The sequence below is a fragment of the Roseinatronobacter alkalisoli genome (genome assembly GCF_028745735.1).
GTDB classification, from domain to species: domain Bacteria; phylum Pseudomonadota; class Alphaproteobacteria; order Rhodobacterales; family Rhodobacteraceae; genus Roseinatronobacter; species Roseinatronobacter alkalisoli.
Map to the genome: position 1 here is coordinate 1 of NZ_JAQZSM010000028.1, position 23,992 is coordinate 23,992.

22 protein-coding genes and 3 pseudogenes are annotated in these 23,992 nt (G+C 57.7%); 17 read left to right on the forward strand and 8 right to left on the reverse strand.

Going from position 1 to position 23,992, the window contains the following annotated elements:
- From PUT78_RS19285 to PUT78_RS19300, 4 genes are all read left to right on the forward strand, one after another.
- On the forward strand, window positions 1-1,097 hold a 1,097-nt coding region (locus PUT78_RS19285; protein WP_274353904.1), incomplete at its 5' end, for a type VI secretion system Vgr family protein.
- Window positions 1,097-1,792 (forward strand): hypothetical protein, encoded by a 696-nt coding sequence (locus tag PUT78_RS19290; RefSeq protein WP_274353905.1) that lies wholly within the window; start codon window positions 1,097-1,099, stop codon window positions 1,790-1,792. The genes PUT78_RS19285 and PUT78_RS19290, both read left to right, overlap by 1 nt.
- Window positions 1,789-2,721 carry a hypothetical protein gene (locus PUT78_RS19295; RefSeq protein ID WP_274353906.1) on the forward strand — a complete coding sequence of 311 codons (933 nt, stop codon included), beginning with the start codon at window positions 1,789-1,791 and terminating at the stop codon, window positions 2,719-2,721. Before PUT78_RS19290 ends, PUT78_RS19295 begins: the two co-directional genes overlap by 4 nt.
- 109 nt (window positions 2,722-2,830) lie before the next feature.
- Window positions 2,831-3,124: a PAAR domain-containing protein gene (locus tag PUT78_RS19300; RefSeq protein WP_274353907.1), complete on the forward strand. Its 294-nt coding sequence runs from the start codon at window positions 2,831-2,833 to the stop codon at window positions 3,122-3,124.
- Window positions 3,125-3,384: 260 nt separating this feature from the next.
- Here PUT78_RS19300 and PUT78_RS19305 read toward each other — a convergent pair whose 3' ends face one another.
- The 3 genes from PUT78_RS19305 to PUT78_RS19315 form a co-directional block, all read right to left on the reverse strand.
- Entirely contained in the window at window positions 3,385-3,849 is a 465-nt protein-coding gene (locus PUT78_RS19305; protein ID WP_274353908.1) for a hypothetical protein, read from the reverse strand.
- 17 nt (window positions 3,850-3,866) lie between these two features.
- The gene (locus PUT78_RS19310) at window positions 3,867-5,024 is read right to left on the reverse strand and encodes an ankyrin repeat domain-containing protein (RefSeq protein ID WP_274353909.1); all 1,158 of its coding nucleotides are present in this window, start codon (window positions 5,022-5,024) and stop codon (window positions 3,867-3,869) included.
- 138 nt (window positions 5,025-5,162) lie between these two features.
- Window positions 5,163-6,308: an NAD(P)/FAD-dependent oxidoreductase gene (locus PUT78_RS19315; RefSeq protein WP_274353910.1), complete on the reverse strand. Its 1,146-nt coding sequence runs from the start codon at window positions 6,306-6,308 to the stop codon at window positions 5,163-5,165.
- A 188-nt stretch (window positions 6,309-6,496) separates the two neighbouring features.
- Here PUT78_RS19315 and PUT78_RS19320 point away from each other — a divergent pair, with 188 nt between their 5' ends.
- The 8 genes from PUT78_RS19320 (at window position 6,497) to PUT78_RS19355 (ending at window position 15,095) form a co-directional block, all read left to right on the forward strand.
- Window positions 6,497-7,387, forward strand: coding sequence for a MurR/RpiR family transcriptional regulator (locus PUT78_RS19320; protein WP_274353911.1), 891 nt, complete (start codon window positions 6,497-6,499; stop codon window positions 7,385-7,387).
- A 40-nt stretch (window positions 7,388-7,427) separates the two neighbouring features.
- On the forward strand, window positions 7,428-9,011 hold the full coding sequence (locus tag PUT78_RS19325; RefSeq protein ID WP_274353912.1) for an ABC transporter substrate-binding protein: 1,584 nt from the start codon (window positions 7,428-7,430) through the stop codon (window positions 9,009-9,011).
- Window positions 9,012-9,071: 60 nt separating this feature from the next.
- A complete protein-coding gene (locus tag PUT78_RS19330) occupies window positions 9,072-9,998 on the forward strand; it encodes an ABC transporter permease (RefSeq protein WP_274353913.1) in 927 nt (308 codons plus the stop codon).
- Window positions 9,998-10,840 (forward strand): ABC transporter permease, encoded by an 843-nt coding sequence (locus PUT78_RS19335; RefSeq protein WP_274353914.1) that lies wholly within the window; start codon window positions 9,998-10,000, stop codon window positions 10,838-10,840. Before PUT78_RS19330 ends, PUT78_RS19335 begins: the two co-directional genes overlap by 1 nt.
- Before the next feature lies 1 nt (window position 10,841).
- Entirely contained in the window at window positions 10,842-11,798 is a 957-nt protein-coding gene (locus PUT78_RS19340; RefSeq protein ID WP_274353915.1) for an ABC transporter ATP-binding protein, read from the forward strand.
- Window positions 11,795-12,751, forward strand: a complete 957-nt coding sequence (locus PUT78_RS19345) for an ABC transporter ATP-binding protein (protein ID WP_274353916.1) — start codon at window positions 11,795-11,797, stop codon at window positions 12,749-12,751. Before PUT78_RS19340 ends, PUT78_RS19345 begins: the two co-directional genes overlap by 4 nt.
- Window positions 12,752-12,769: 18 nt before the next feature.
- A complete protein-coding gene (locus tag PUT78_RS19350) occupies window positions 12,770-14,242 on the forward strand; it encodes a M81 family metallopeptidase (protein WP_274353917.1) in 1,473 nt (490 codons plus the stop codon).
- A gap of 499 nt (window positions 14,243-14,741) precedes the next feature.
- Entirely contained in the window at window positions 14,742-15,095 is a 354-nt protein-coding gene (locus PUT78_RS19355; protein WP_274353918.1) for a hypothetical protein, read from the forward strand.
- Window positions 15,096-15,353: 258 nt separating this feature from the next.
- Here PUT78_RS19355 and PUT78_RS19360 read toward each other — a convergent pair whose 3' ends face one another.
- The 3 genes from PUT78_RS19360 to PUT78_RS19370 all read right to left on the reverse strand — a co-directional run bounded on the left by PUT78_RS19360 (window position 15,354) and on the right by PUT78_RS19370 (window position 17,043).
- Window positions 15,354-15,707, reverse strand: a complete 354-nt coding sequence (locus tag PUT78_RS19360) for a VOC family protein (RefSeq protein ID WP_274353919.1) — start codon at window positions 15,705-15,707, stop codon at window positions 15,354-15,356.
- An 84-nt stretch (window positions 15,708-15,791) separates the two neighbouring features.
- Complete coding sequence (locus PUT78_RS19365; RefSeq protein ID WP_274353920.1) at window positions 15,792-16,217, reverse strand: VOC family protein; 426 nt, start codon at window positions 16,215-16,217, stop codon at window positions 15,792-15,794.
- A gap of 697 nt (window positions 16,218-16,914) precedes the next feature.
- A complete protein-coding gene (locus PUT78_RS19370; RefSeq protein ID WP_274353921.1) occupies window positions 16,915-17,043 on the reverse strand; it encodes a hypothetical protein in 129 nt (42 codons plus the stop codon).
- A 237-nt stretch (window positions 17,044-17,280) separates the two neighbouring features.
- Here PUT78_RS19370 and PUT78_RS19375 point away from each other — a divergent pair.
- The 4 genes and pseudogenes from PUT78_RS19375 to PUT78_RS19390 all read left to right on the forward strand — a co-directional run.
- Window positions 17,281-17,766, forward strand: a pseudogene (locus PUT78_RS19375) (MmyB family transcriptional regulator); the annotation flags it as partial.
- Between the two features lie 123 nt (window positions 17,767-17,889).
- On the forward strand, window positions 17,890-18,447 hold the full coding sequence (locus tag PUT78_RS19380; RefSeq protein WP_274353922.1) for a putative glycolipid-binding domain-containing protein: 558 nt from the start codon (window positions 17,890-17,892) through the stop codon (window positions 18,445-18,447).
- Window positions 18,419-19,170: pseudogene (locus PUT78_RS19385) on the forward strand (DUF2259 domain-containing protein). The gene PUT78_RS19380 and the pseudogene PUT78_RS19385 overlap by 29 nt, the downstream one beginning before the upstream one ends.
- A gap of 655 nt (window positions 19,171-19,825) precedes the next feature.
- Window positions 19,826-20,851 carry an OmpA family protein gene (locus tag PUT78_RS19390; RefSeq protein ID WP_274353924.1) on the forward strand — a complete coding sequence of 342 codons (1,026 nt, stop codon included), beginning with the start codon at window positions 19,826-19,828 and terminating at the stop codon, window positions 20,849-20,851.
- 99 nt (window positions 20,852-20,950) lie between these two features.
- Here PUT78_RS19390 and PUT78_RS23735 read toward each other — a convergent pair.
- Together PUT78_RS23735 and PUT78_RS19400 are read right to left on the reverse strand one after the other, a co-directional pair.
- A pseudogene (locus tag PUT78_RS23735) lies at window positions 20,951-21,166 on the reverse strand (transposase); the annotation flags it as partial.
- Window positions 21,167-21,195: 29 nt separating this feature from the next.
- Window positions 21,196-21,345 carry a hypothetical protein gene (locus PUT78_RS19400; protein ID WP_274353925.1) on the reverse strand — a complete coding sequence of 50 codons (150 nt, stop codon included), beginning with the start codon at window positions 21,343-21,345 and terminating at the stop codon, window positions 21,196-21,198.
- A gap of 270 nt (window positions 21,346-21,615) precedes the next feature.
- On the opposite strand from PUT78_RS19400, the gene PUT78_RS19405 reads away from it, so the two are divergent.
- Complete coding sequence (locus tag PUT78_RS19405) at window positions 21,616-23,916, forward strand: autotransporter outer membrane beta-barrel domain-containing protein (protein WP_274353926.1); 2,301 nt, start codon at window positions 21,616-21,618, stop codon at window positions 23,914-23,916.
- The last annotated feature ends 76 nt before the right edge of the window (window positions 23,917-23,992 follow it).

Genomic DNA, 23,992 nt, shown 5'->3' on the forward strand with positions numbered 1-23,992 from the left:
TGTGCCTTGTGGCAAGTCATTCCTATACCTCGGATAATTACGGCACAGGCGGGACCAGGGGCGATGATCTGGCCTATCGCGGGCGCTATGTGCTGATGCCCGGCACAGCGCCGATGCTGCCTGAGAGAAAGACCCCCCTCGCCGATGTGCGCGGCCCGCAAACGGCGATGGTGGTGGGCGCCGAGGGCGAGGAGATCGATTGCGACGAATACGGCCGGATCCTGGTGCGCTTCCACTGGGACCTCAACAAGGCCAATTCCATGCGCTGCCGCGTGTCGCAATCCTGGGCTGGCAATGGCTGGGGCGGCATGGTGATCCCGCGCGTGGGCATGGAGGTGGTGGTCGAGTTCCTCGACGGCGACCCGGACCAGCCGCTGGTGACGGGCTGTGTCTATAACGGGCGCAACAAGGTGCCGTATGAACTGCGCAAGCACAAGACCCGCAGCACCTTCCGGACGGATACGCACAAAGGCGCAGGTTTCAACGAATTGCGGTTCGAAGATGAGGCAGGGCGTGAGGAGATATACGTCCATGCGCAGAAGGATCGGAATGAAAAGGTCCAGAACAACCACTCGGAGCGCATCGATAATAATTGGATCCAGAGCGTGGGTCACAACAAACGAATTGAAGTAGAAGGGTCACATTCCGAAATCATTGGTGGCAATTATGCGTTGCAAGTTGGTCCATCTGCGATAGCTCATTTTATATCAAAAACGATGACAATGCTTTTGGGCGGAGTAGGAAAGGCCGCTTACAGACTTGGTATCCCTGGTATTCTTTCTCCTGGGGAGGGTTCTGCAACAATCGTAATAGAAAAGAACAAGGCTGAAGTCGTCGGACTAGCATCATCTGAAGTCGCGGGGTTTGTGAAGGAAATCATTGCAGGACGCAGAATCGCGATGCGATCAGGTGAAAGTATCGAGATGGAAAGCAGGGATGGTATAGACGTGATCGCAGATCAAACGATCACATTGTCATGCGGGGCTTCGTCTATCACATTGCAGGAAGACGGTACAATTACCTTTATTGGCAACAAGGCTGTTTTTGAAATGAAGGAACATTTCAAGGTTAAATCTGGCAGGGTGGATCTGAACTGATGGCTGACGAAATTGATAGATTTGTTGCAAATCGCTTCTGTTCACTGGGCCAGGAAGCGTGCTCCAACGCAAGAGGGGCATTGTCGCTGAACAGACCTTGGGCAAGCGAGGGTGATTTCGGTGCAGACGGCGCGCTGCAGACAACGATTGAAAATATGAATTTGCCAAGAGGCGGACCGGCATCAGTAGAATCCTTCACAGATCGCTATGCAATATATGCTCGAAGAGCCCTGCAATCCGCCGGAGTAACACAACCCAGTTACAATCGAATTGCTAGTGTCGCCAGACGAGTCCAATATGCCACACGCGGTCTTGGCGCTACTGCTGACGTTTATGAACAACTTACGGTAGGTTGGGCTATGGATTTCAGAGGAAATCAGGTGAAAGCGCTCTGCCGACAGCAGCTTGAAAGCCGTGCGCAGCACCCCGATTTTGTCGAGGTAGCTGCATATATTTCAAAGGTTGATCCATTCTATGATACGGTAGAAGATTTCGTCACCAGTCTTGCAATGATCATTCAGGACGTCCCCTCATGGGATTTGGATAGCTACGCTATATTGGCCGCGTTTGATGCGCATCATATTCCCAAAATCGGCTTTGACGACCTCATGGCAAAGCCTATCAGCCCGTCAGCACAACGAGAGGCACTCGACGAAACTGACATTATGGGGTTGGAAGGAGCATTTGACGAATGAGAATACGGTTTTACCCCTCTCGGCTAAAAGCTGGTTTGCTATCCTTTCTATTGCTGGTTGTCGGTAGCGGAGCTGTCATTGCGGAATCTATCCGGATCAGCGGTATTCTCGAAGAGGATTTTGATGAAGTTATGGCAACGCTGGACAGAGATGCGCTGCTCACTATGCCTGTAAACGATGCAATCTGGTTCATGGATCATAGTCTGGATCTGAGCCTCCATGAAACAGACCTGTTCAACCGTTTCCTAGAGGGGCGTGACGCTCTGCGGGACCTCGTCAATGTCGAGGTATTTTACAAAATAACTTTTGCTGTCTCTCCAGATGTCACGAAAGAGTATTGTCGGAGAATAAGAAGCATCACAGGATTGGAGAGCATAAAGGACGAGTGTCAGGAGGTTGTTGCTGGCTTTCTGACTCGAGGATATGGAGAAAGGTTTGACAAGAGTCTCTATCGCCCAGAGGACCTTGATAAGTTGTATCCTTACACATGGAGCGACCGCGTTATAAGTTCAGATACTATCGGCCCGACATCTGGAGACCGGTTGCGCCGGTTGGCCGAACTCGAGGGGAACCATGTCTATCGAGATTTCCCCGCACTGGTGGCAAGCACGATGCCGTGTTCGCACGCTGCACAACAACAGCCGGAAATTGCCCGCGCGACCGCAGAAGTCTGCAATGGTGGCGAGATTACACAAGAGGCCATAGATGCTGCCGAATTCGCGCCCATCATGCAGGTTGCCCTAGCGTCCTGCCGAGAACGCGAAGACCAGAAACAATGTGTTATTGTGATGGGTAATCGCGCCGTCCACTTGGGTTATTGCTCCCGTCCGCGTAGTCTGGACCCCGCCGTCGATTGGCACAGCACACGCCTTTTCCGTACATGTCTTGCTGGTTATGCTGTGGGCCCGCTAAAACAAGTGGCACCCTGAGATGTGGCGAAACATGCCACTGGTAAATTATGTGATGATCGAAAACGGAGCACGGACCGGCTTGCATCGGTATCAACACAGCCGCATAACTTTTGCAGAGAGGTCCTGAATGCCCGCAATTTCCCGAACAGGTGACATCGCGTCCGGACATGGTTGCTTTCCGCCATCGCCTGCGATCACCGGCAGCCCCGATGTCAATTTGAACGGCATCCCCGCATTACGGCAGGGCGATGCGGTAGCGCCGCATGGGTGCAGCAAGTGCCCGCCACATCCACGCAGCGTGTCCGGCGGATCCGGCAGCGTGTTCGTCAATGGCCGCCCCATCGCGCGGCTTGGTGATTCAATTGATTGCGGCGGGGCGATGGACGCAGCATCGGGCGATGTGTTTGCAGATGATGGGTGAGGAGTGGATCGGCGCGAAGGTTCTGGCGGGATCTGGAAATGGTACGCAAGGGAATCATGCTCCTGCTTAACGGCAATCTTCGGCGATAGTTCTGCGCTTCGGTCCTATGCTGCGCCGCGCCTGAATGTCTGGTTCGGTGAAGCCGCTTTACCGCATGACACAGACACTAAACGGCAGCAGAGGGCCGACCACGTTGAACAGGCAGTCGTCCATGCAAGGTGCAGGAAGCCGCCTGTGTCATCCGATCGTTTCGCGGATGGTCACGGAGCAGGCGGCCATTTCCCCTCGGCCATCATCGCACGTACCTGTTCAGGCGTGTAGACTTGGCTCAACAGCCCTGCCTGCGCTAGATGCGCGCGCACGGCATTCAGAGAGGATCCGAAGATGCCATTGGTGTCCACACGGGTCGAATTGGCCCGATATGGTAGGGTATAGCCACGTCCATCCGCCAAATCCATACGCGCGCCGCGCTCGATCAAATACAGCACCATCGGCCAGTTATCCACGATTGCAGCAGCAAGAATCGGGGTTGCGCGATGGAACCCCTGCGCCTCGATATCGCCACCGGCATCCAGCCAAGCCTCGACGGCGGCCCGATCGCGCTGTTTGATCAGCCAGAAGACCCCCGGCAGCCCATCCGGGCCGTTGGCCGTGATATCGATCTGAGACTTTGCCACGGGCACCCCAGAAATAGACGAAACCAGCGCCACCAGCATGGCGACCATGACGGAGCGTGAGCCCCTCATTGTGGCACAGGCGGCCAACGCCCCTCTGCCAGCAGCCGCTCGACCTCGCGGGGTGGCAAGACTATCCGGATTATGCCGCGATCATTCAGGATCTGGCGAACACGATTGAGCGCCTGACCACCCTTGGTTTCTGGTCGTATACGTGACGTTGCGGCCACCCATAGCACTGTGAAACCGGTTACATCCGCCGCAAGTGGCTCGGCGCCAGCATGTAGCAACACTTCTACCGTCTGCCAGTTCTCGCCCTTCGCGGCAATCAGCAAGGGTGTCCCCTGAGCATTTCCGCGCGCATTTAGATTCGCACCCGCAGCGATCAGATCCTGAACCTTTCGGATTTCCATTCTCTCAAAGGCAGTAAATATCTGGGGGTGGCCATCTGGGCCGGAGGCATCAGGATTTTCGATTTTATCTGGCATGCGCGTTTTCCTGACTCGCGAAATGTACAGCACCTGCTCGCCAAACAACAACACCTTTGATCTTGAAGCGACCAGATAACCCTGTTCTTCAGCCTTCGTCAGAAAGGCTACATAGATAATTATAGGCGCCCCTAGCCCCCAGAGGATCAGCGTGCCGAAGATGCTCCGGTGTACCATGACTTTCGATGTTTTGCCCAAAAGGGGTAGAATAGAGATCGCGACCATGTCTATCATCCAGAAAGAGGGTTGATTGATCAATAGTGGTGTGGTGCCGGCGGCCAACTCGGCGTCCCAATTGCGCAGATCAGACCACCAGCACCACGCTGTGGCAAGAAACAGGACGGCAAGAGCCCCCAGCACACTCAAGGCAAATGAGCGGCGGTAGCGGATAAGACACCCCTTCGGTCTCGAATTTGCGCCACGTGATATGACGTAAGAATGTCCGGTCTGGTGAATCTGCGATGCAGCACCGAGCAAGTCGGCGAGCGGCAGGTAAGGGCCGAGTACGCCGATCTGGCCAACGCCTTCGCACTGGGCGGGAAGCCGACTGATGGCAGTGCAGCATCGCATCCGCAGCATATGACTAAAGCTGCCAGTCGCGATGTCCGCCGTGAAAAGGCCCCAGTGCGCAGGAACCGGTCTATGCAATGTTCCGGTCGCAAAATCAGCATGCAAGGCGCGATTGGTCCACGCGGCCATTTGGCTGCCACAGTGAGACGCCCCGAAGCGGTCATTCATATTCGTTGCAGCGAATTTGGCTCAACTGATCATCGAAAACTTTACGTCACCGCAGCAAAATGAATATGAAGCAGCATTCTGGGCCCCAGTGGGCGCGCTTCCTACTCTTCTGAATTGATCGCACATGAAGCCGTTCGGTCATCTCAAGACTTCGCCGTGTCGCTCCAAAGCTGGCCGAATTTTCTGCAGATCCGCCGTGACAAGGCCCTGGCTCGTCAGTTCGATAGGCATATCGTGGTGGAGCGCGAGGGCAGCGGCCGCTTGACCAAGTGCCGGAGCCATCATGATCCCGTAGCCGCCCTGTCCAGCAAGCCAGAAGAAATTGGGCAGCTCATCATCAAATCCAATGACCGGATTTTCATCCACTACGAAGGACCGCAAGCCTGCCCAGCTGTGGTTTATCTTCTGGATCGTCACCCGGGTCTCGCGTTGAAGCCAGTCAGCAAGCACCGCTATTTCCCATTCATCAGCTTGGATATCCTGAGCATCTACAGCTTCCTGATCACCGAGCGAGGCCATGATCCGGCCACCATCGGGCTTGAAATAGGCATCGCTCGCTGTGAAATCCACAGCGGGCATAGGGCGGGGGTCGAAGTCGGGCGGTGCATCTACGATGATCGCTGTACGGCGCTTGGGGACCAGACCTATCGGTCGCGCGCCCGCAAGTGCGGCCACATGATCGGCCCAGGCCCCGGCGGCATTTATGATGATGCGGGCCTGAAAGCTGCTGTCGGATGTGCGTGCAGTCCACAGCCCCTCGTTGTGGGACAGCCCACAGATCCGTTGCCCGCAGGCCAGAGTGCCGCCATGTCGCTTGACGCTGCGCAAAAAACCCTGATGCAGCGCTGCGACATCTATGTCAGCAACGCCTGGCTCGTGGACAGCCGCGCCAACGCGCTCTGGGCGCAGCAGTGGTACCAGCGCCAGGGCGGCTTCGACGCTGATCTCGTTCACGTCGCGGCCCGGTGCGGACAGGGCCAGCAAGGCGCTAAGGCAATGCTCTTGCCCCGGTTCGGCAATGGTCAGCCCGCCGCGCGGGGACAGTAGTGGCTGAGCGCTGAAGCCGGAGGGTGGTGTTGCGAAGAATTCAGCGCTGGCGCGGTTGATCGCCTGAACAAGGGGCGTGCCTTGATGTGGGGTGAACAATGCCGCCGAACGCCCGGTTGCGTGATAGCCGGGGGTCGCCTCTGCCTCCAGCAGCAGAACGGAGCCATGGCGGACCAGTTCATGCGCGACTGCGGCGCCAGATACCCCCGCGCCTACAACCAAGAAGTCGTACTGCATGATGTTCTCCCCTCGGGCCGCCAACAAGGCGCGCCACAACCAGACGCACGGCAAATCACCTGCGACAAAAGGCATCGCCTTCCGCGCCTACAAGCGCCCCAATCTACTACGTTTGCAAGTAAAATAATTTCGTTGGGATTTTTGCAAGTTTTCTGTCATACAGTATTTAGAACGAAAGGATGCTCCCGTTGCCTGATTCGCTGCGTCATCGCCTCTCGGAAAGTCTCGCGACGGCCTCCAAGGCTGACCGCCTGATCGCGTCTTACATGCTGGCGGAGCTGAACAATTTGCCGTTCGAAACAGCAGCCAGCCTTGCGATGAAGGTGGGCGCGTCCGAGGCAACAGTTGGTCGGTTCTGCCGCACCTTGGGTTACAAAAGCTTTCGGGATCTTAAGGATCACATGCGGCGCGATATCGGTGACCGGCCGTGGCTGATTGCTGATCGCCTGCGTGAGTTTGAGAACCAGGCAAAGGCAGGCGAAGACCAGATCGCACATGGGCTGAAACTGGAAATTGCAGCATTGGTCGCGGTCTATGAGCTGGCACGGACCCCGGAATGGGCGCGGGCGGTCAAACGGCTGGCCTCGGCTTCGGCGGTCTATGCGATCGGGTTTCAGACCGAGCGTGGAATGGCGCAGGTGTTTGTGAACCAGCTGCAGTATATCCGCGACCGTGTGCATCTTCTGGATCTTGCGGGCGGCAATTTTGGGGAACTGCTGGCTGCAGGCCCCGGTTCCCCCTGCCTCGTGATCTTTGAGGGGCGGCGGTATTCGCGGATGGCGCAGCTTCTGGCGCAGGATGCAAAGAACGCGGGAATTCCAGTGACGCTGATCACCGATCCGTTTTGCGACTGGGGCCACTCCCTCGCGGACGAGATGTTCGTGGTGCAGACCGAGTTCAACCTATTCTGGGAATCTGCCGCCCAGATGGCAAGCCTTGCTAATCTTCTGGTTAATGGCGTCTTTTTGGAACTTGGGCACTCGGTTGAGCAACGCATGAATGAAATCGCACGCCTCTATAGCCGCTACACTGGCTATTTCGGCGATCCGACCGGCCCCGCCGGGGCAAGCGGCACTTAAGAAACTTCACGAAAAACTTGAACCAACAAGGGAATAAACTATGCAAACGCTTACCAAGCGTGCCATTGCGGGCACGCTGCTTTCAACAACATTTCTTGTCACTGGCCTGTCCTCGGCGCTTATCGCGCAGGAGGCGACGATGGTGCTGCCCGCGCGCGAAGTCGGCGCGCCAAGCTATGATCCCATCCGCGGCACCAAGCTGAATGTCGCGACCACGTTGATCTATGACCGCATGGTCCTGCAGGACGCGGACCAAAGCTATCATGGCCAGCTTGCGACTGCCTGGGAGACATCCGAGGACGGTATGACCTGGACATTCACGCTGCGCCCCGATGTAACCTTCCACGATGGCGAGCCGTTCAACGCAGAAACAATTGCATGGTGGGTGCCGCAGTTTGAAGGCACCGAAAACGCGTTCATGACTGAAGCCATCGAAAGCGTGGAGATCGTTGATGATCTGACCGTGCGCTTCATCATGAAGAACCCGGACCCGAACCTGTTGTCAAACATGGCATCCAGTTTCATGGGTGTGCCGTCCCCCAAGGCCTATGAAGAACTGGGCGATCAGTACGGTGTGACCGGTGCCATCGGCACAGGGCCGTTCATTCTGGAAAGCTATACTGTCGGGCAGGACACTGTGCTTGTACGCAATGAAGCCTATTCAGCCGCCTCGGCGCTGTCGGTCAATCAGGGCCCGCCGCACCTGGCACGCCTGACCTTCCGCGAGATCGGCGATGACAGCACTGCATTTTTGGAAATGCGCACTGGCGGCGTCGATATGTTGCTCAGCGTCCCGGCCGATTTCCGCAGCATGTTGGACAATGAATCCGACGTGACGATGGTCACGCTGCCCGGTCGGGAATTGTTCTACATGCCCATCAACACGACCGTCGCCCCATTCGATGACATTCGCGTACGCGAAGCCACAGCACTGGCGGTCAATCAGGCAGAGATCGTCGATAATCTCTATGGCGGTCTTGGTGCGGCAGCGGACACATTCCTCAATGACTCCCTGCTGGAATCGAATGTCGATGACGCCCTGCGCATCAGCTACAATCCCGAGCGCGCGCAGGCGCTTCTGGATGAAGCGGGCTGGGTCGTGGGCACGAATGGCGTGCGTGCGAAGGATGGTCAAGCACTGAATGTGAAACTCTGGACCCAGAACGGCACCGAGTTCAGGCGCATCACCGAGGTTATTCAGGCGCAGCTGATAGCAGTGGGGATCAACGCGGATATCACGGTTCTGGACCCGTCGAGCATCAATGCCGAATACCGCAAGGGCACCGAACACCAGCTGGCGGTCCGGTCCTATTCCTGGGAGAACGCGGATATCCTTGACTGGTTTTTCAGTTCCGACCGTATCGGCTACCCGAATGTGTCGATGTGGGACGATGAGCCTGCAGAGGAAATGCGCATTCTGGCCATGACTGGCTCGCGCACATGGGATGAGCGGGTTGCAAATTTCACCGCCTATCATGAATATGTGCTGACGCAGTTCGTCTTTGCGCCGATCTATCAGCCGGTGCAGTCCTTCGCCTATTCCAGCACCACGCTCAGCGTGCCGGAGCAGATCCGCTCCACTCGCGTGCAGAGCCAGACCTTTCTGGACATCGATGTAAAATAAGCCCTGTGGCCGGGCGCGCGTTAGGTGCGCCCGGTCGCGATGCCGAAATCTGGGGGTGTGATGCTTCTGTTCACTGTCAAGCGACTGCTCATGCTGATCCCGGTGTTTCTGGCGATTTCGGTTGTGATTTTCATGCTCGTGCATCTGGTGCCGGGTGATCCGATCGACAACATCATCCGTGTGGGTGCAACCCCGGCGGAAAAGGCAGCGCTGGTCGCGCGCTACGGGCTGGATCAGCCGATTTGGGCGCAATATGTCAACTGGTTCAGCAAGATGGTGCAGGGCGATCTGGGGGATGCGATCATCCTGCGCCGCCCCGTGGCGGACTTAATCGCGCAAAACTTGCCACATTCGCTGGCGCTCGGGTCTCTGGCGCTGGTGTTTTCCACAGTAGTCGGCATAACCGCCGGCGCAATCGCCGCGATCTACCGCGACACATGGTTCGACCGCGGCGTGATGACCGTCATCCTGCTCGGTTCAACCGTTCCAAGCTTCTGGCTGGCCTTGCTGATGATCCTACTTTTCGCAGTCACTCTGGGCTGGTTTCCGGTTTCTGGCGCGCGCACGGCTTCGGCTTTGGTCCTGCCGGTACTGACAATCGGGCTGGGCGGGGTAGCGCTGGTCGCGCGGGTGACGCGCGTGGCCATGATGGACATAGCGCGGCGCGATTTCGTAATGATGCTGCATGCCAAGGGCGTGTCGCGCTGGCGGATTGAACTAGGCTCGGTCCTGCGCCACGCAATGATGCCAGTGGTCACCATCCTCAGCCTTCGGATCGGCTGGATACTGGGCGGTGCCGTAGCGGTAGAGTTTGTCTTTGCGCGCCCCGGTCTGGGGTCGCTCCTGATCACCTCGCTCAACCAGCGCGACTATCCGGTGGTGCAGGGCTGTCTGCTGATGCTGGCGATTGCGGTGATGCTGGGCACGCTGCTGGGCGACATCGTGCAGGCCATAATGGACCCCCGCATTCGCGAAGGAATGAAGTGATGGCATTGCGGTTTCTTTGGGGCGTGGTGCATACCCCGCGCGGCGGGGCCTCGGCATTTGTGCTGATGCTGGTCATCGCTTGCGCGCTGTTTGCCCCACTCATCGCGCCTTATGGCTATGCACTCCAGAACCTTCCGGGGTCCAACACATCGCCCAATGCCCTCCACTGGCTTGGAACCGATGAGTTTGGCCGAGACCTGCTGTCCCGCATCATCCACGGAGCGCGCACCTCGTTGACCGTGGCAGTGACTGCGATCAGCATATCGGTCGTTGTCGGGATGACCTTTGGTGCCATCGCCGGATATTTCGGCGGCATGTTCGACAGGGTCGTGACGGCCGTGGTAGATCTGACATGGTCCTTCCCGGAAATCCTGATTGCGCTGATCCTCATTGCGATTATCGGCACGGGGACTGAGAGCATCATCATTGCCATATCCATCGCCTATCTGGCGCAATTTACCCGGCTGACGCGAGCCCAAGTAATGGCGCTGCGACAAGAGACGTATATCGAGGCGACAGTAAATCTGGGCGCGGGGCATTTCCATGTCATCTTTCGCCACCTGCTGCCCAATGCCATCACGCCGGTCATCGTGGCGGGCATGCTGGCTATCGGTGACGCGATCATACTCGAGGCGACACTTGGCTTTTTCGGCCTGGGCGCGCAGCCGCCGATCCCAAGCTGGGGGGCGATGATGTCGTCGGGCACGGCGCAGATATTCATCGCGCCTTGGATCATCCTGTTTCCGGGGGCGGCCATCGCGCTGACTGTGATTTCCATCAACCTGTTCGGTGATGCACTGATTGACGCGCTGAATATCCGCAGCCGCCTGAGGGATGTGTGACATGGCGCTTCTGACAGTAAGCGGTCTTGGCGTGACCATCGGCACTCTGTCGCCGCTGGACGATGTGTCTTTCGAGGCGCACAAAGGCGAAATCCTTGGGCTAGTGGGCGAATCCGGTTCGGGCAAGTCGCTGACGGCTATGGCGGTCATGGGCCTTCTGGGGCGGATCGGGGGGCGCGTTAGCTCTGGGTCGATCCTGTTTGACGGGCAGGAACTGGTCGGGCTGCGCGACAGCAGCTACCGCCGCCTGCGCGGCAAGCGGATCGCGCTGATAAGTCAGAACCCCATGACCTCGCTCGATCCGATCGTAAGGATCGGCGCGCAGATTGATCAGGTGTCGCTTCTGCATCTGCGTCTGTCAAAGCCAGCGGCCAAAGCGCGCAGCATTGATCTGATGCAGCAATTGCGCATCCCGGATGCAGAGACGTTGCACAGGGCCTATCCGCATCAGCTTTCAGGCGGGATGAAACAGCGCATCGTCATTGCGATGGCGCTGGCCGCAGACCCTGACTTGATCATCGCGGACGAGCCGACGACAGCGCTGGATGTGACCATTCAGGCGCAGATCATCCAGATCATGGTCGATCTGGTGCGCGCGCGTGATCTTGCGTTAATACTGATTACCCATGACATGGGTGTAGTGGCGCAGGCCTGCAACCGGGTGGTGGTGCTTTATGCCGGACGCGTGGCCGAGACGAACACCACGCAGGCTATCTTTGCCAGCCCATGTCATCCCTACACCGCCAGCTTAATCGGCTGCATCCCCTCGCGCGATCAGGCCGAAGGGACGCTTCTGGGCATTCCTGGAACAGTGCCGGGTGTGCTGAACTATCCGAAAGGGTGCCGGTTTCATCCGCGCTGTGGCGATGCGATGCAGGTGTGCGCCCGAACAGTACCCCCGACAACGGCGCAACCCACAGGCAGTGTCGCTTGCCATCTGCACGAGGTGGTCACATGAGCGCACTGGTTTCCCTATTGGGTCTGACACGCGATTTCTCGACCGGGTCGGGATTTCTCAAGGCCCGGCGTGTCATGCGGGCGGTGGATGACGTGACGCTGGACATTCCGCGCGGCAGCGTTACCGGAGTTGTCGGGGAATCCGGTTGTGGCAAATCCACGCTGGGGCGGCTTGTATTGCGCCTGATTTCGGCTTCATCTGGCAGCGTGACCTATGACGACACCGATCTGGGCACGTTGTCCCCCGGCGCGATGCGCAAGATGCGCCGGAATATGCAAATGGTGTTTCAGGACCCCTATTCCGCGATCGACCCGCGCTACACCATCCGCCGCACCTTGTTGGAGCCCTATCAGGTGCAGCGCACGCCGTTGCCCGACGCGGAGGCGCGGTTGCAAGAGTTGATGTCCATGGTCGGCCTGAACCCTGATCTTGCAGCAAGCTACCCGCATCAGTTGTCGGGCGGGCAGAAGCAACGGGTCGGCATTGCCCGCGCGCTGGCGCTGAACCCGTCGTTTCTGGTGCTGGACGAGCCGACGGCCTCGCTGGATGTGTCGATTCAGGCGCAGATCATTGCCTTGCTGGAGGGGTTGCAGCGTGATCTGGGTCTGACCTACCTGTTCATCAGTCATGACCTAAGCCTTGTGCGCTATTTCTGCGATCAGGTGGTGGTGATGTATATGGGTCGCGTGGTCGAGGTACTGCCAAAGGCGCGCGACACGCCGCATCACCCTTACGCGCAGGCCCTGACAAACAGTCATTTCGAACCTGACCCGACCCGGCGAAAACAGGTGCAAATCCTCAAGGGCGAGATTCCCAGCCCCTTCAACCTGCCGCCCGGCTGTGCCTTTGCCGCGCGCTGCCCTGCCGCCACGCCCCTTTGCCACTCTGACCGGCCTGCGCTTGAGAGCGCGTCCAGTGGCCATCAGATCGCCTGTCACCACCCGCAAGGCTGAACACAAGGTGAAGCTGCCATGAGTTTTTCCGTACTGACAGCAGAGTTTGCGCATGAGTCCAATACGTTCAGCATCCGCCCCACGGATATTGACGCGTTCCGCGGGCGGGTGTTTCTGGTCGGGGACAATGCCGTTGCGCAGCGCAGCGACGCCAACACCGACCTTGCCGGTTTTATGGATGTCGCGCGACTGCATGGCTGGAAGACCCGCCACGCCATCAGCACGTCGGCCTCGCCCTCGGGCCCTGTGACGCGAGAGGCGTTTGAAACCATCGCCGGGCACATCATCGCGGCAGCCAGCGCCGGGCCACTCGACGGGATCATTCTTGGCCTGCATGGTGCGATGGTGGTCGAAGACTACCCCGATGGCGAGGGGTTATTGCTGGAACGCCTGCGCGCAGTCGTTGGCCCTGAGTTGCCGATAGCCGTGACGCTGGACCCGCATGCCAATGTCACGGCGCGGATGTGCGCGCTTGCGCAAATCTTGATTTCCTACCGCACCTATCCGCATGTCGACATGCGCGAGACAGGCCACCGCGCGGCGTCAATCCTGCACCGCACCATGAGCGGCGAGATCATCACCCCCCGCACACTGCGGGTAACCCGCCCGATGCTGGAAGAAGCCAATAGTGGCCGCACCGATGTAGGTCCAATGATCGCGCGCCACGCCCTTGCCCGAGAGCATGAGGAAAGTTCAGGTGCGCTGGCAGTCAGTATCAATGCAGGCTTTGGCAATGCCGATATTCCCGAATTGGGGCCGAGCGTGCTGGTCACCTATACTGGCGATGCGGCTGTGCATCTGGCCTTTGCCGAAAAGATTGTCGAAGATATATGGGAGCGACGCAACGAGGTCGTAAACCACTTCCTTACCCCCGATCAGGCCGCCGCCGAAGCGCTGGCGCATTCAAGCCCCGGCCCTCTGATCATCGTCGACTATGCCGACAATCCAGGGGCTGGCAGCTACGGCGATGCGCCGGGTCTTTTGTCGGCCCTCTTGAACGCGGGCGTGAGTGGCGCGTGTTTCGGCCCGATGGTCGACCCCGAGGCTGCAGCCTTTCTGCACACGCAAGCTGTCGGCACCATGGTGACCCTGCCACTGGGGGGCAAGACCGATCCGCAATATGGAGGTGGGCCGATCACCGTGACCGGTACAGTCAGCTTGTTGTCAGATGGACATTACACCGGCGATGGCCCGATTCTGGGTGGCCTGCAAGGCGAGTGGGGGACGACGGCGGTTCTGCGTGTGGCGGGGGTGGATGTGCTGATCGTGTCCAACCCCGGCCAGATGCTGGACTTGCAGCAATTCCGCGCCTTCGGCATTGATCCGGCGCAACACTGTATCGTGGCCCTCAAATCGCAACAGCATTTCCGGGCAGCCTTCGCGCCCATTGCAGACCGGATCATCGTCAGTGACAGCGGCGCGCTCTGCTCTCCGGACCTGCGCAAGCTGACATATCACAAAGTGCCAAGGCCCGTCTTTCCACTGGATTGAGTTGGGATAAGCCATAAATTGCGGACCCCCACTTGCTTAGGGCTCTGCAAATGCCATGTGGCACCGACGAAAGCCCTCCCACCCTTCTCGCATAGGGCCTCTTCAGAGTGAAAGCTGTCCGAGGGGCCATCTTGAAGCTGCTTCCGGTACAACGCTGCGCTTCGTCTGAACGGCAATTGACGGGAAAGCCGCGCCATACGCAGAACGACCGTTTTGGGCCAGACCACGTCAAGACAGAGCCCACCAACGCAGTGGGCGGAATGCCGACTATGACATTGCGGCATTGCATACGCAGCATACTGTAAGCTGTCGGCTGCTCTGGCCGCCTCCAGCGATGGCAGTTCACTGGGAGATAGCAAACTGGGGCTCGTGTCAGATGTCAGCCGTTGTGAATTGAAAGCTGACGTTCTGTACTGCGCTAGCTGAGAATAGATCCCTTGCTGCACGCTGCAATCAATCGCCATAGTCATGATACCTCGCCCTGATCCGGTATTATCCATTGTTTTCACTTCCAAATTGGCTGCGCCAAAAACCACACAAGATCGACAAGCCGAAGGTCTCTACCCCGGGCAAGCCCGACAGTGTCGTCGCGCCTAGTGTCGGGACCAATATCTACCACCCCGATATCAACCTCTACCGGACCCACATCACCGCGGGTGACTGCCTTATTGTGACCGGCTACCAGGACTTTCTGTCTTCGCTTGCCGTCCTGATGAAGGAGGTCAAGGATCTCAGAGACCCTGAAGCCAACACAGACTTGGGCAATCGGATATCGTTCGGCATTGATACGGCAGTTAGTGCCAACGGCTGCTTGGTGACGTCTCGTTGCAGCGACGAGACTTGGGGTGAGTGATCGCTTTGGGCGGATGCTGTTGAAAAACTCACCATCGCGCAGGATGGTCGTTTTGCCAGGAAACCATCCCTGGCAAGGGCGTTTATGGAAACGGCGTTTTCTGAGCAGCATCGTACGGGAACAAATTTCCGATTTTTCAGGATGATTCAGGCCCTGCAGAGTTTTTCAACAGAATAGGCGGAGTGTTGATTTCCACTTGAACAGGTGAGCGGAGTCAAGCTGCCCGCCGCAAAGCTGAAACGCGCCCGCAGCCGCCGTTCAGTTGGGGTGAGAGAGGATGTTTAGAAGCTTTCCCGCCGGATCGCGAACATAGAAGCGGCGGACGCCCCACGGCTCATTGGTGAGATCGTAGATAATGTCATGACCAAGAGCCTTCGCTCGCGCATAAGCGGCATCGACGTCCTCGACTTCTATGGAGAAGTCTGGAACCGGAGTGCCTGACCCGCCTTCCGTGGCAATGCTCAACTGCACGCTTGCCGTCTGGCCCGAAGCCAATGTCACGATCCAACCATGATCCATAACGGCTTTCAGCCCAAACAAATCAACGTAGAATTTCCGAACGGCGTTGACGGACTCCGCGTCAATGTTGGCAACAATGCGTCGAACGGTCATAGCAAGCTTTCTCCCGAACTTTTGGTGTCCTGTCTGCATATCATGGAACATCCTCGGTGGGGCCAGTGGCCTTTGAAAGTGTCATCATTCATCCGGTGGAAGCAGGTCCGGGTTCCAGACGATTTCCCACAGGTGGCCATCGGGGTCGCAGAAATAGCCCGCGTAGCCGCCGTAGAACGTATCCTGCGCGGGTTTGATCACTTTCGCGCCTGCCCCCGCCGCAGCCTCCATGCCCTGATCAACCTCCTCGCGCCGCGCCACATTGTGCCCGATTGTGACGGAAGTCGGGCTGACGGGCTGCATCGGCAACCCGGTATCATAGGCAATGTCGCTCTGCGCCCAAAGGGCGAGTTTCAAACCGCCCGCCAGGTCGAAGAACACGACCGCGCCATGCTCGAACTCCCGCCCGATGATGCCTTGCGTCGGCAGCCCAAGCCCATCGCGGTAGAAAGAAAGCGATCGTTCAAGGTCGGCAACCCCGAGCGTCACAACAGAGATTCTGGGTTTCATGTCATGCCCTTTTCTATCGGCCCCTGCACCGTGCAGACGCCCTGATAGCCTTGGGCCGTTGGCTAGCAACGGAAGGACCCGCAGGGGCGGGGGCCGGGCCAACCTTCCCGAGCCTAACCTGTTTCAGACTGGCAGAAGTTAGGCCGGTGGGTCTGGGCAGTCAATGGACGCTTCTCTAATCGGGCATTTGGGACAAGCCCTTTTTTCTGTTTTCCGTTCTCATGGGATCGATGTCACTCATCCGGGTTGCGCATATCTTCGCAGTCAATTCCGGCCCGTTATTCTCATGGGCTTCTGCATGCATGTGTCGGATTGGCTGTGATGCGCCCCGCTTCGTCTAACGGTTCGGAACCGCGGCACTCCTTTTCGGCGTCATCCACGATGGCATACGGCATAGCAGGTTATGAAGCTCTCCTTTCCCGGGAGCAAGGGACAACATTGGAATGTTTCCGCGCGTCCCATTCCAGGCCCGCAAGCATGGCGACGACGATGGCCTGCACGATTAGGAAGAGCCATCCCAAACCGTTGGGTGCGATCAGTCCGATGATCGGCAGAAGCATGCTGCCCAGAACCCAAAGCACGTTTTACCTGCGACGATCACCTGCAGGGCCCAGGCCGGGACGGTTGAAGTATGGGTGAAGATCGCCATGAAGATCGCAATCGGGAGCAAAAAAAGACCAGCAAGGAACAGGAGCGATCATTGGATCGCCGTCAGGTCTGCGATCGTTCCGGATGCAAGAACCAACAGCATGCCCATAGCCGCACAAGTGGTCGCATCGAAGGCGAGGATGGTCTGCAAGGAGAATCGGCGTTCGAGATTGGTCATGGTAGCCTCCATCTACAATTGGCCACCCATCGCGGGTGGCGGAATGATGGAGCGATCATCGTACAGCCGTGATCGTAGGTCGATTACTTCAGAGGTAATGGTCATGCTGCTTGGTGTTGGTTACTGTAACCAAATGAAAGCGAATACGGATAGTATCGGGTTTCTCCTAAAGCAGTGGCGGCAGCGCCGCCACCTTAGTCAGCTCGCGCTTGCGCTCGACGCGGGCATCTTCCTCACCCGGCACTGGCGGTTGATCGTCACTGGACATTGCTGTCGGCAAACACTGCCGTGTCCCACCTGCTGGCAGGAGTCACCCCTTATCTTCTGGAAGGGGATGTGAATGTTCTGCGCCTGAGCCTCCACCCCGACGGACTGGCGTCGCGCATCCTCAATCTAGCGGAATGGCGCCATCACGTCCTGACCCGCCTCGCCCACGAAATCGAGCGCTCAGCCGATCCGGCGCTTGCCGCTCTCAGAGACGAGTTGGAGGCGCTTCCGCATCCTAGGGTGATGCGGCCTGATCGCGCCGTTCACGGTCACTTCCAGACGATCGCGGTGCCTCTCCGGCTGAAGAGCAGTGCCGGGCCGTTATCTTTCCTGACCACGACAACAGTTTTCGGAACGGCAGTCGATGTCACGTTGTCCGAGGTTACGATAGAAGCCTTCTTTCCGGCCGACAAGGAAACAGCCGATACGATGGCGCTGCTCAATGAAAGGGCATGAATGCCGACATCCGACGCGATGAGTCCACTTCCACCGTCGGAGACTAATTGACCATCAGGCATGGTCTGGAAGCTGCCATCCGTTGCGTCGTTGAGTCAGTATGAGAAAGCGGAGAAACTCCTGATGGCTATCACCAGAACGATCTTCTGGCGGCGCTTGGACACCGACGGGCTGGAGCGGCTCTTGGTTGTGGAGGACGATGCCGGGATTTTCGTCAAAGGGACGATCCTGACAACTGAGGACGGCGGTTGTCGTATCGACCATGACTGGCATCTTGACAGCAAATGGTCAGTTCTCAGCGTTGCCGTTTCACGCGACGGCAATGACGGTCATAAGGCGCTGCGCCTCGACCGGACAGGCGACGGTTGGAAGGTCGATGGCCAGAACCGGCCCGATCTGGACGGAACAAGCGAGGTTGATCTCTCGCTTACGCCTTTCTGCAACACGCTCGCACTGCACAGGCTCATGGGAGCCGATAGCGACACCCTTGTTCTTGATATCGCCTACGTCGATGGTGTGTCGGTGAGCGTCGCACGGTCGCGCCAAGCCTATGATCGAATTGACAACAGGTGCTTTCGTTACCGCGATCTTGGCCTTGCCATGGGGTTCGAAGCGATGATTCACGTCGACGACGCCGGGTTAGTGAAGCGATATGAGGGCCTCTTTGAGCGGGCGGACTAGGCGGTGGGGCATCGGGTTTTCCGAGGACGGACAATATTTCGCCTTCAAGACATATGGCTTGCAGCGCGGCTCTGGCCTGCCCTATGCGACTGTATTTGTCGTCGATCTGACGCAAAATGCATGGGTTTCCGGCACCCCCTTTCGGGCTGGTCGCAACGAATCCTCGATGATCGAGGTCGAAGCCGTCCCGTTCGAGGCGCTGGAGCAAGTGTGCCGTGAAGCCATGGACAGCGCGGCCACCATGTTGCAGGACTTGCGCATTCGCCGCCCCGCTACTGTGCTGTATGCGGCCGACATAGGACAGACGCATCTGCCGCAAGAGGTCATACGCGTTTCCATTCCGAACCGGGATCGCCCCATTGCGCAACCGATGAGGGAGTTTGCGCTCAGGTTGTCTGACCTGTCCGTGCCTGCTGCGGCCGACTACTGTCTGCACCCTGATACGCTGCGCGGGTATCGGCTGGAATTGCTGCAACCCGGTGGCGCTGCCATTGTTTGCATGAGGACCGGCGCATTCCCGCCTCGCGGGGTTGCGCCGAATCCTATCGGATTGATGCTATCGTCTCTGCCGGATATCCGCAAGCAGACACGCCCGTTATCGCACTGATCTCGGTCTGGCGGCAGGGGTTTGAGGGGTTGGAGCGGCATGTCATCGCGGCCCCGGTTCCGCCACGCCCTGACCAAACGACCGCCCTGCCAGCATCCCAACCCAACCGGATCTGAACACCCTGATCGCAGAGTTTCTTGGTGAGTCAGAGGCGCTGGATGTCACCAAACTGGATTCAACACTGCCTGTGCGCAAACCGGCTGATCCCGGCGCATTCCGCTGGCCAGATGCCAATCTGCCGCCCGTCGCCCGCGCGGTTGAGATGTTTTCTGCGCAGGAAGGATGTGTCCGCCACGACCGACTCTGGACAACAGAAAAGATTGTCGAGATCATTCCCGAGGGGGCCGGTTCGTGGTCGCCGCACGCCATGAAATCGCAACAGCTGGCACTCTCGACTGTGGCCCTTAGGTCTGCACCTCTCCCAATCCACTGGATATGGAGTCTTTTGGCCAGTCCTGCACAAATCTGCAACCCTCCGCTGTCAGCGGGGCCGTAACCGAACTGGGACAGGCGCCGACCGCACGGCACGAGGGGGCGCAGGCAACAGAATTGCTGGTCGAGCATGGCCTGTGGCACGCCGATGCGATGCAGATCGTATCTGCCCAATCAGGCACATCGCTGGTGTGCTGGTGGGCCATGCAAAGTCCGGATTATCCCCGACGTCGTCGCACAAAACACCGAACCTGACGCGCCCCATATGTTTGAAGGGGGAAGCATCAGGCTTGCGAGGCTAGAATTCTACCAACATTCACGCAACAAAGGAACCACAGGATGTTCAGAAGCACGATCGCAGTCGTCACGGCCAGCCTGATCGCGGCACTATGCTTAACGGTTGCCGCACAGCCTGTCATGGCACAACCCGCCATCGAAGATGCGGCCCCGCACCCGATGGTGCCCCTTCCTGCCGAAGGCTACATCACCCGTGACGACTTCACCGATTTTGCGGAAATCGAGTTTCTGGCGTCGCCGCATCCGGGTGGCCGCGAGCCAGAATTCGAAGAAACACTGCAAGTCGAGGGCGCGTGGCGCCAGATGGAATACACGGTCGACGGGTTGGAGCTGTCCTTGCTGCGCCTGTATCGTGGCTATCTTCAGCATTTCGAGAGCAGTGAATTTGAAACCATCTTCTCCGGCATAGGTGAAGAACTCAGCATTCGTGACGGTTTCACCTTCATTTCGTACCAGAGCGGCTTCCTGTCCCGCACCCCCAGCACCACGTCAGAGAGCAATGCCTATATCCTTGTGCGCAGTCCAGATGAACAGACCATCATCGGGGTTTCTTTCTTCAGCCGACAGAATGCACGCCGGATGATAATCAATGCTGTCGAGATTGAAGAGATGGCACCGCTGGACCTGTTTTCCCCAGCACCGGAACCCGAGCAGGAACAGGAACCAGAGGTGGTGATGGTTCCACAGGAGGTCGAAGAACTTGAGTCGGGTCTGGTGCGTGACGGTCGCGTCATCGTCAACGCGATCCTGTTCGAATTCGACCGCGCCGAAATTCTGCCGGAATCGGCCCGCGCCCTTGGAACCGTGGCTGACCTGCTGCGTAACAGACCAGAACTGAAGCTTCTGGTCGTCGGGCATACAGACGGCGTCGGCAGCTTCGACTACAACCTCAGACTGTCGGTAGAGCGCGCGCAGGCTGTTGTAAGCTGGCTTGGCAACACAGGGGGCATCGACAGCGCGCGTTTGCGCGCAGCCGGAGCGGGGCCGATGTCACCAATCACCACCAACCGGACAGAGAATGGCCGCGCGCAGAACAGGCGCGTGGAGTTGGTTGAGATTTTCGACTGACGCAGGCTCAGAAATCGCAGAATCTGTTACGCGCGCAGGGCGGAGATCATGAGGAATGCAAGAAGGCCCTGTCCCAACGCTGCGCGCGTTGGCTGATGCGCGCGATGTAAGTCTCCTGGATGATCTGGAATTCTCATCCACAAGCGCCTTCAGCCGCTTTGCCACCGGAACCGTCATGCCGCCCAATTTGGCCTTCCAGTTATAGAAGCTGCCTTCCAACATGCCATGTTTGCGGCACAGGTCAGCGCAGTTCGCATCTGTCACGTGCTTGGCCAAAATGCCGATGATCTGCTCGGCCGTGAATCTCGTTCGCTTCGTTGTCCGTCCTCAGGTTGGGGCGGACTTTAGTCGACGGCGGAAGAAAAATCCCGTGGCAGGTCATCTGCCACGACAGCACCAACTGTCAGCCAGTATTCCATATCGAAATATTTCGATTGCATGCGCAACTGCAATTCTAGGAACACATCCCCTTCAAACAGAGGGGGATCGCCCATTGCGTATATGTTAGCAAAAAGTGTCACCCGCAGAGGATGACCCAAAAACAGTGCCAATTTCTTGGCTCGCGCAACAGATGGCTGACCGAGCGGTCCACCTGTCGCACCTTGTCACCTTTCACCCCCGACCTGGGGTTTTCAATGCTGTGCTCAGGGCGGCAGGTTGGAATCGTTTCGGTTGTGAGCCGGGTCGCGGGAAACACCAAATAGAGAGGCTTTATGTCTATATTTCAACGAAGTTCAATGAGATCAGGGACCAGGACCGGACTGGTGACTGTGACAGCCGCAGCAGCGTTCTCTACAAGTCTGGCGCAACCGGTTCAAGCGCAGGACACAACTCTCATCGCGGCATTCCACCAGAATTTCGACTTTTCCTCTACCACTTTCCTGAACATATTCGGAGAGCCGGGCACAGAAGGGACTATTACGAACAATGCAGGCTTTTCTCAGGCATTCACCATAGATGCTGGCGGGGCCTTCCAGTTAGATCTGGATTTGGCCGACTCGATCATTCCGTTGGATGGCAGTGTTCAGGATAACGCCTTTTTCGTGACCGCAAATAGCCCGATCAGCGCATTGGCAACCAATCTGGCGACTGCATCCAGTGACATGACGTCGCTTTTGTCGACCAATGCGCTGGGTAGCGAATATTTTGTTCTGGGTTGGGAACAGCTTGGTGCCAATCTGTCTTCGCAATTGTCCATCACAGCTGTCGAGGACAACACCGAAGTCAACTTCACGCCTAAGAACCCTCTCAGCGGCTTTGCCGCCGATGAAGCACATACTGTCACCCTGAATGCGGGCGAAACCCTAGGCCTGACAGGTTTTGATGTGACAGGAACCTATATCAACGCCTCTGCCCCTGTCGCAGTTTTCGGGGGCGTGCAATGCGGCAACATTCCCCAAGGCGTCTCGGCCTGTGATCATGTGATCAGCCAGAATGTGGGCGTCGAGAATTTTTCAGATGATTTCCGCATGATACAAACCCCCCTTGCCGGAAGTGATGCCGACCTGATCCGCGTGATCGCCGCAAGTGACAATACCGAGATATCCATCGACGGCGTGTTGCAAGGAACAATCAATCGGGGCGAGTTTCTGACCATAGACAATGTCGGGAATGCCCACATCACCGCCAGCAATCCGGTTCAGCTGGGGCAATACATGCGAGGTGAGTCTGGCAGTCGTAGCTTGGGTGACCCGGCTTTCTCGGTGCTGCCAGGAACAGATCAATGGATCAATTCCTATGTCTTTTCCATTCCCGGCGATGGGACAACACCTGATTTCGAGAGAAACTATCTGATGGTGGTGATCTCTGAACAGGCCGAAGGTTCATTGCTGCTCAACGATGTACTGGTTGAACAAACCGATTATGACGAGCGTGAAATACTGGATGGCTTTGTATATGGCACAATCGAATTGGCCGAGGCAGGTGTTGGAACTGTTAGTGCAGATGAAGATTTCCTTGCCATGATTGCAGGCTTCGACAACTTCGACAGCTATCTGACAACAATCGCCACGCGCTTCGACGCCGGCGCATCGCCAGGGCCAGGCCCAACACCGACACCGGCGGCTCTGCCAACCGCACCCGCCTATGAAGTGCTGCCGCGCCTGATGGCAAATCTTGCCCATACTGGCAGTTTGCGCCAGCGTATTGGCAACCGCCTTGGCGGTACTCCGGTGGACGGCAATGTCACGTTAAGTTCCAGCAATGACCCGAATGCGCCCAGTATGACTCAGGCAGGCTCGGAGCATGGTGTAATCTGGTTATCGACATCGTTTGAGCGATTGCGCCCGCGGTCTGGTGACTTTGCTTTGGCCGATCAGGTACGCCAGTCGATTAATGGTATAAAGTTCGGGTATGATTTGCCCAGTATCCGTATGGATAGTGGAAATCTGGTTCTCGGGGCCTTTGTCGAATATCAGAGAGGCAACAGCCGGGTTGAGAGCACTATTTTCAATAGCAGCCACAGCATCTCGTCAACAGCAAGGGGGCTTGGCGCATCGCTGACCTGGTATGGACATGGCGGAACGTATGTTGACGTCGTTGGTCGGCACATGTGGCTGCGTAATAACATTGATTTCCTGGATGAAAATCAGCGTGGCAGCGCATCGTCGCTTTCATTTGAAGTTGGGCATGAGATTGACATGGGCAATAACTGGCGTGTCACCCCGCAGATGCAGCTAAGCTATGCTTCGGTCAGGTTGAATGACATCACCGGGCCACTTGGCGAAGAGGTATCGTTCCGCAGCATGGACTCAGTACGTGCGCGCATCGGGGCAGAGGTTGACTATTACTTCCAGACCGCAACAGGCGCGAGCGGTTCTGTGTTCTTAAGTGCCAACCTGATTAACGATGTCTCTTTCAGCCCGAAAATCGATGTTACAGCGGGAAATCAGACAACAACTTATGCGCCTAGTGGTTCCAGAACACTTGCCGAAATCGGTGCTGGCGGACAGATCGCCTTGAACGACAAAAGCTATATGAACGGCGGCGTATTTGTCAGCCGGAATATTGGCAGCGGCGGTGGAACGAACGTGCGCGGTCAGTTGGGCCTGAACTTTAACTGGTAACCTGTCAGGCAATGCGGGGGGGCGTCGGGTCCCTCCCCTTCCCTTTTGCTTGCATCCAGGTTGCAAACTCAATCAA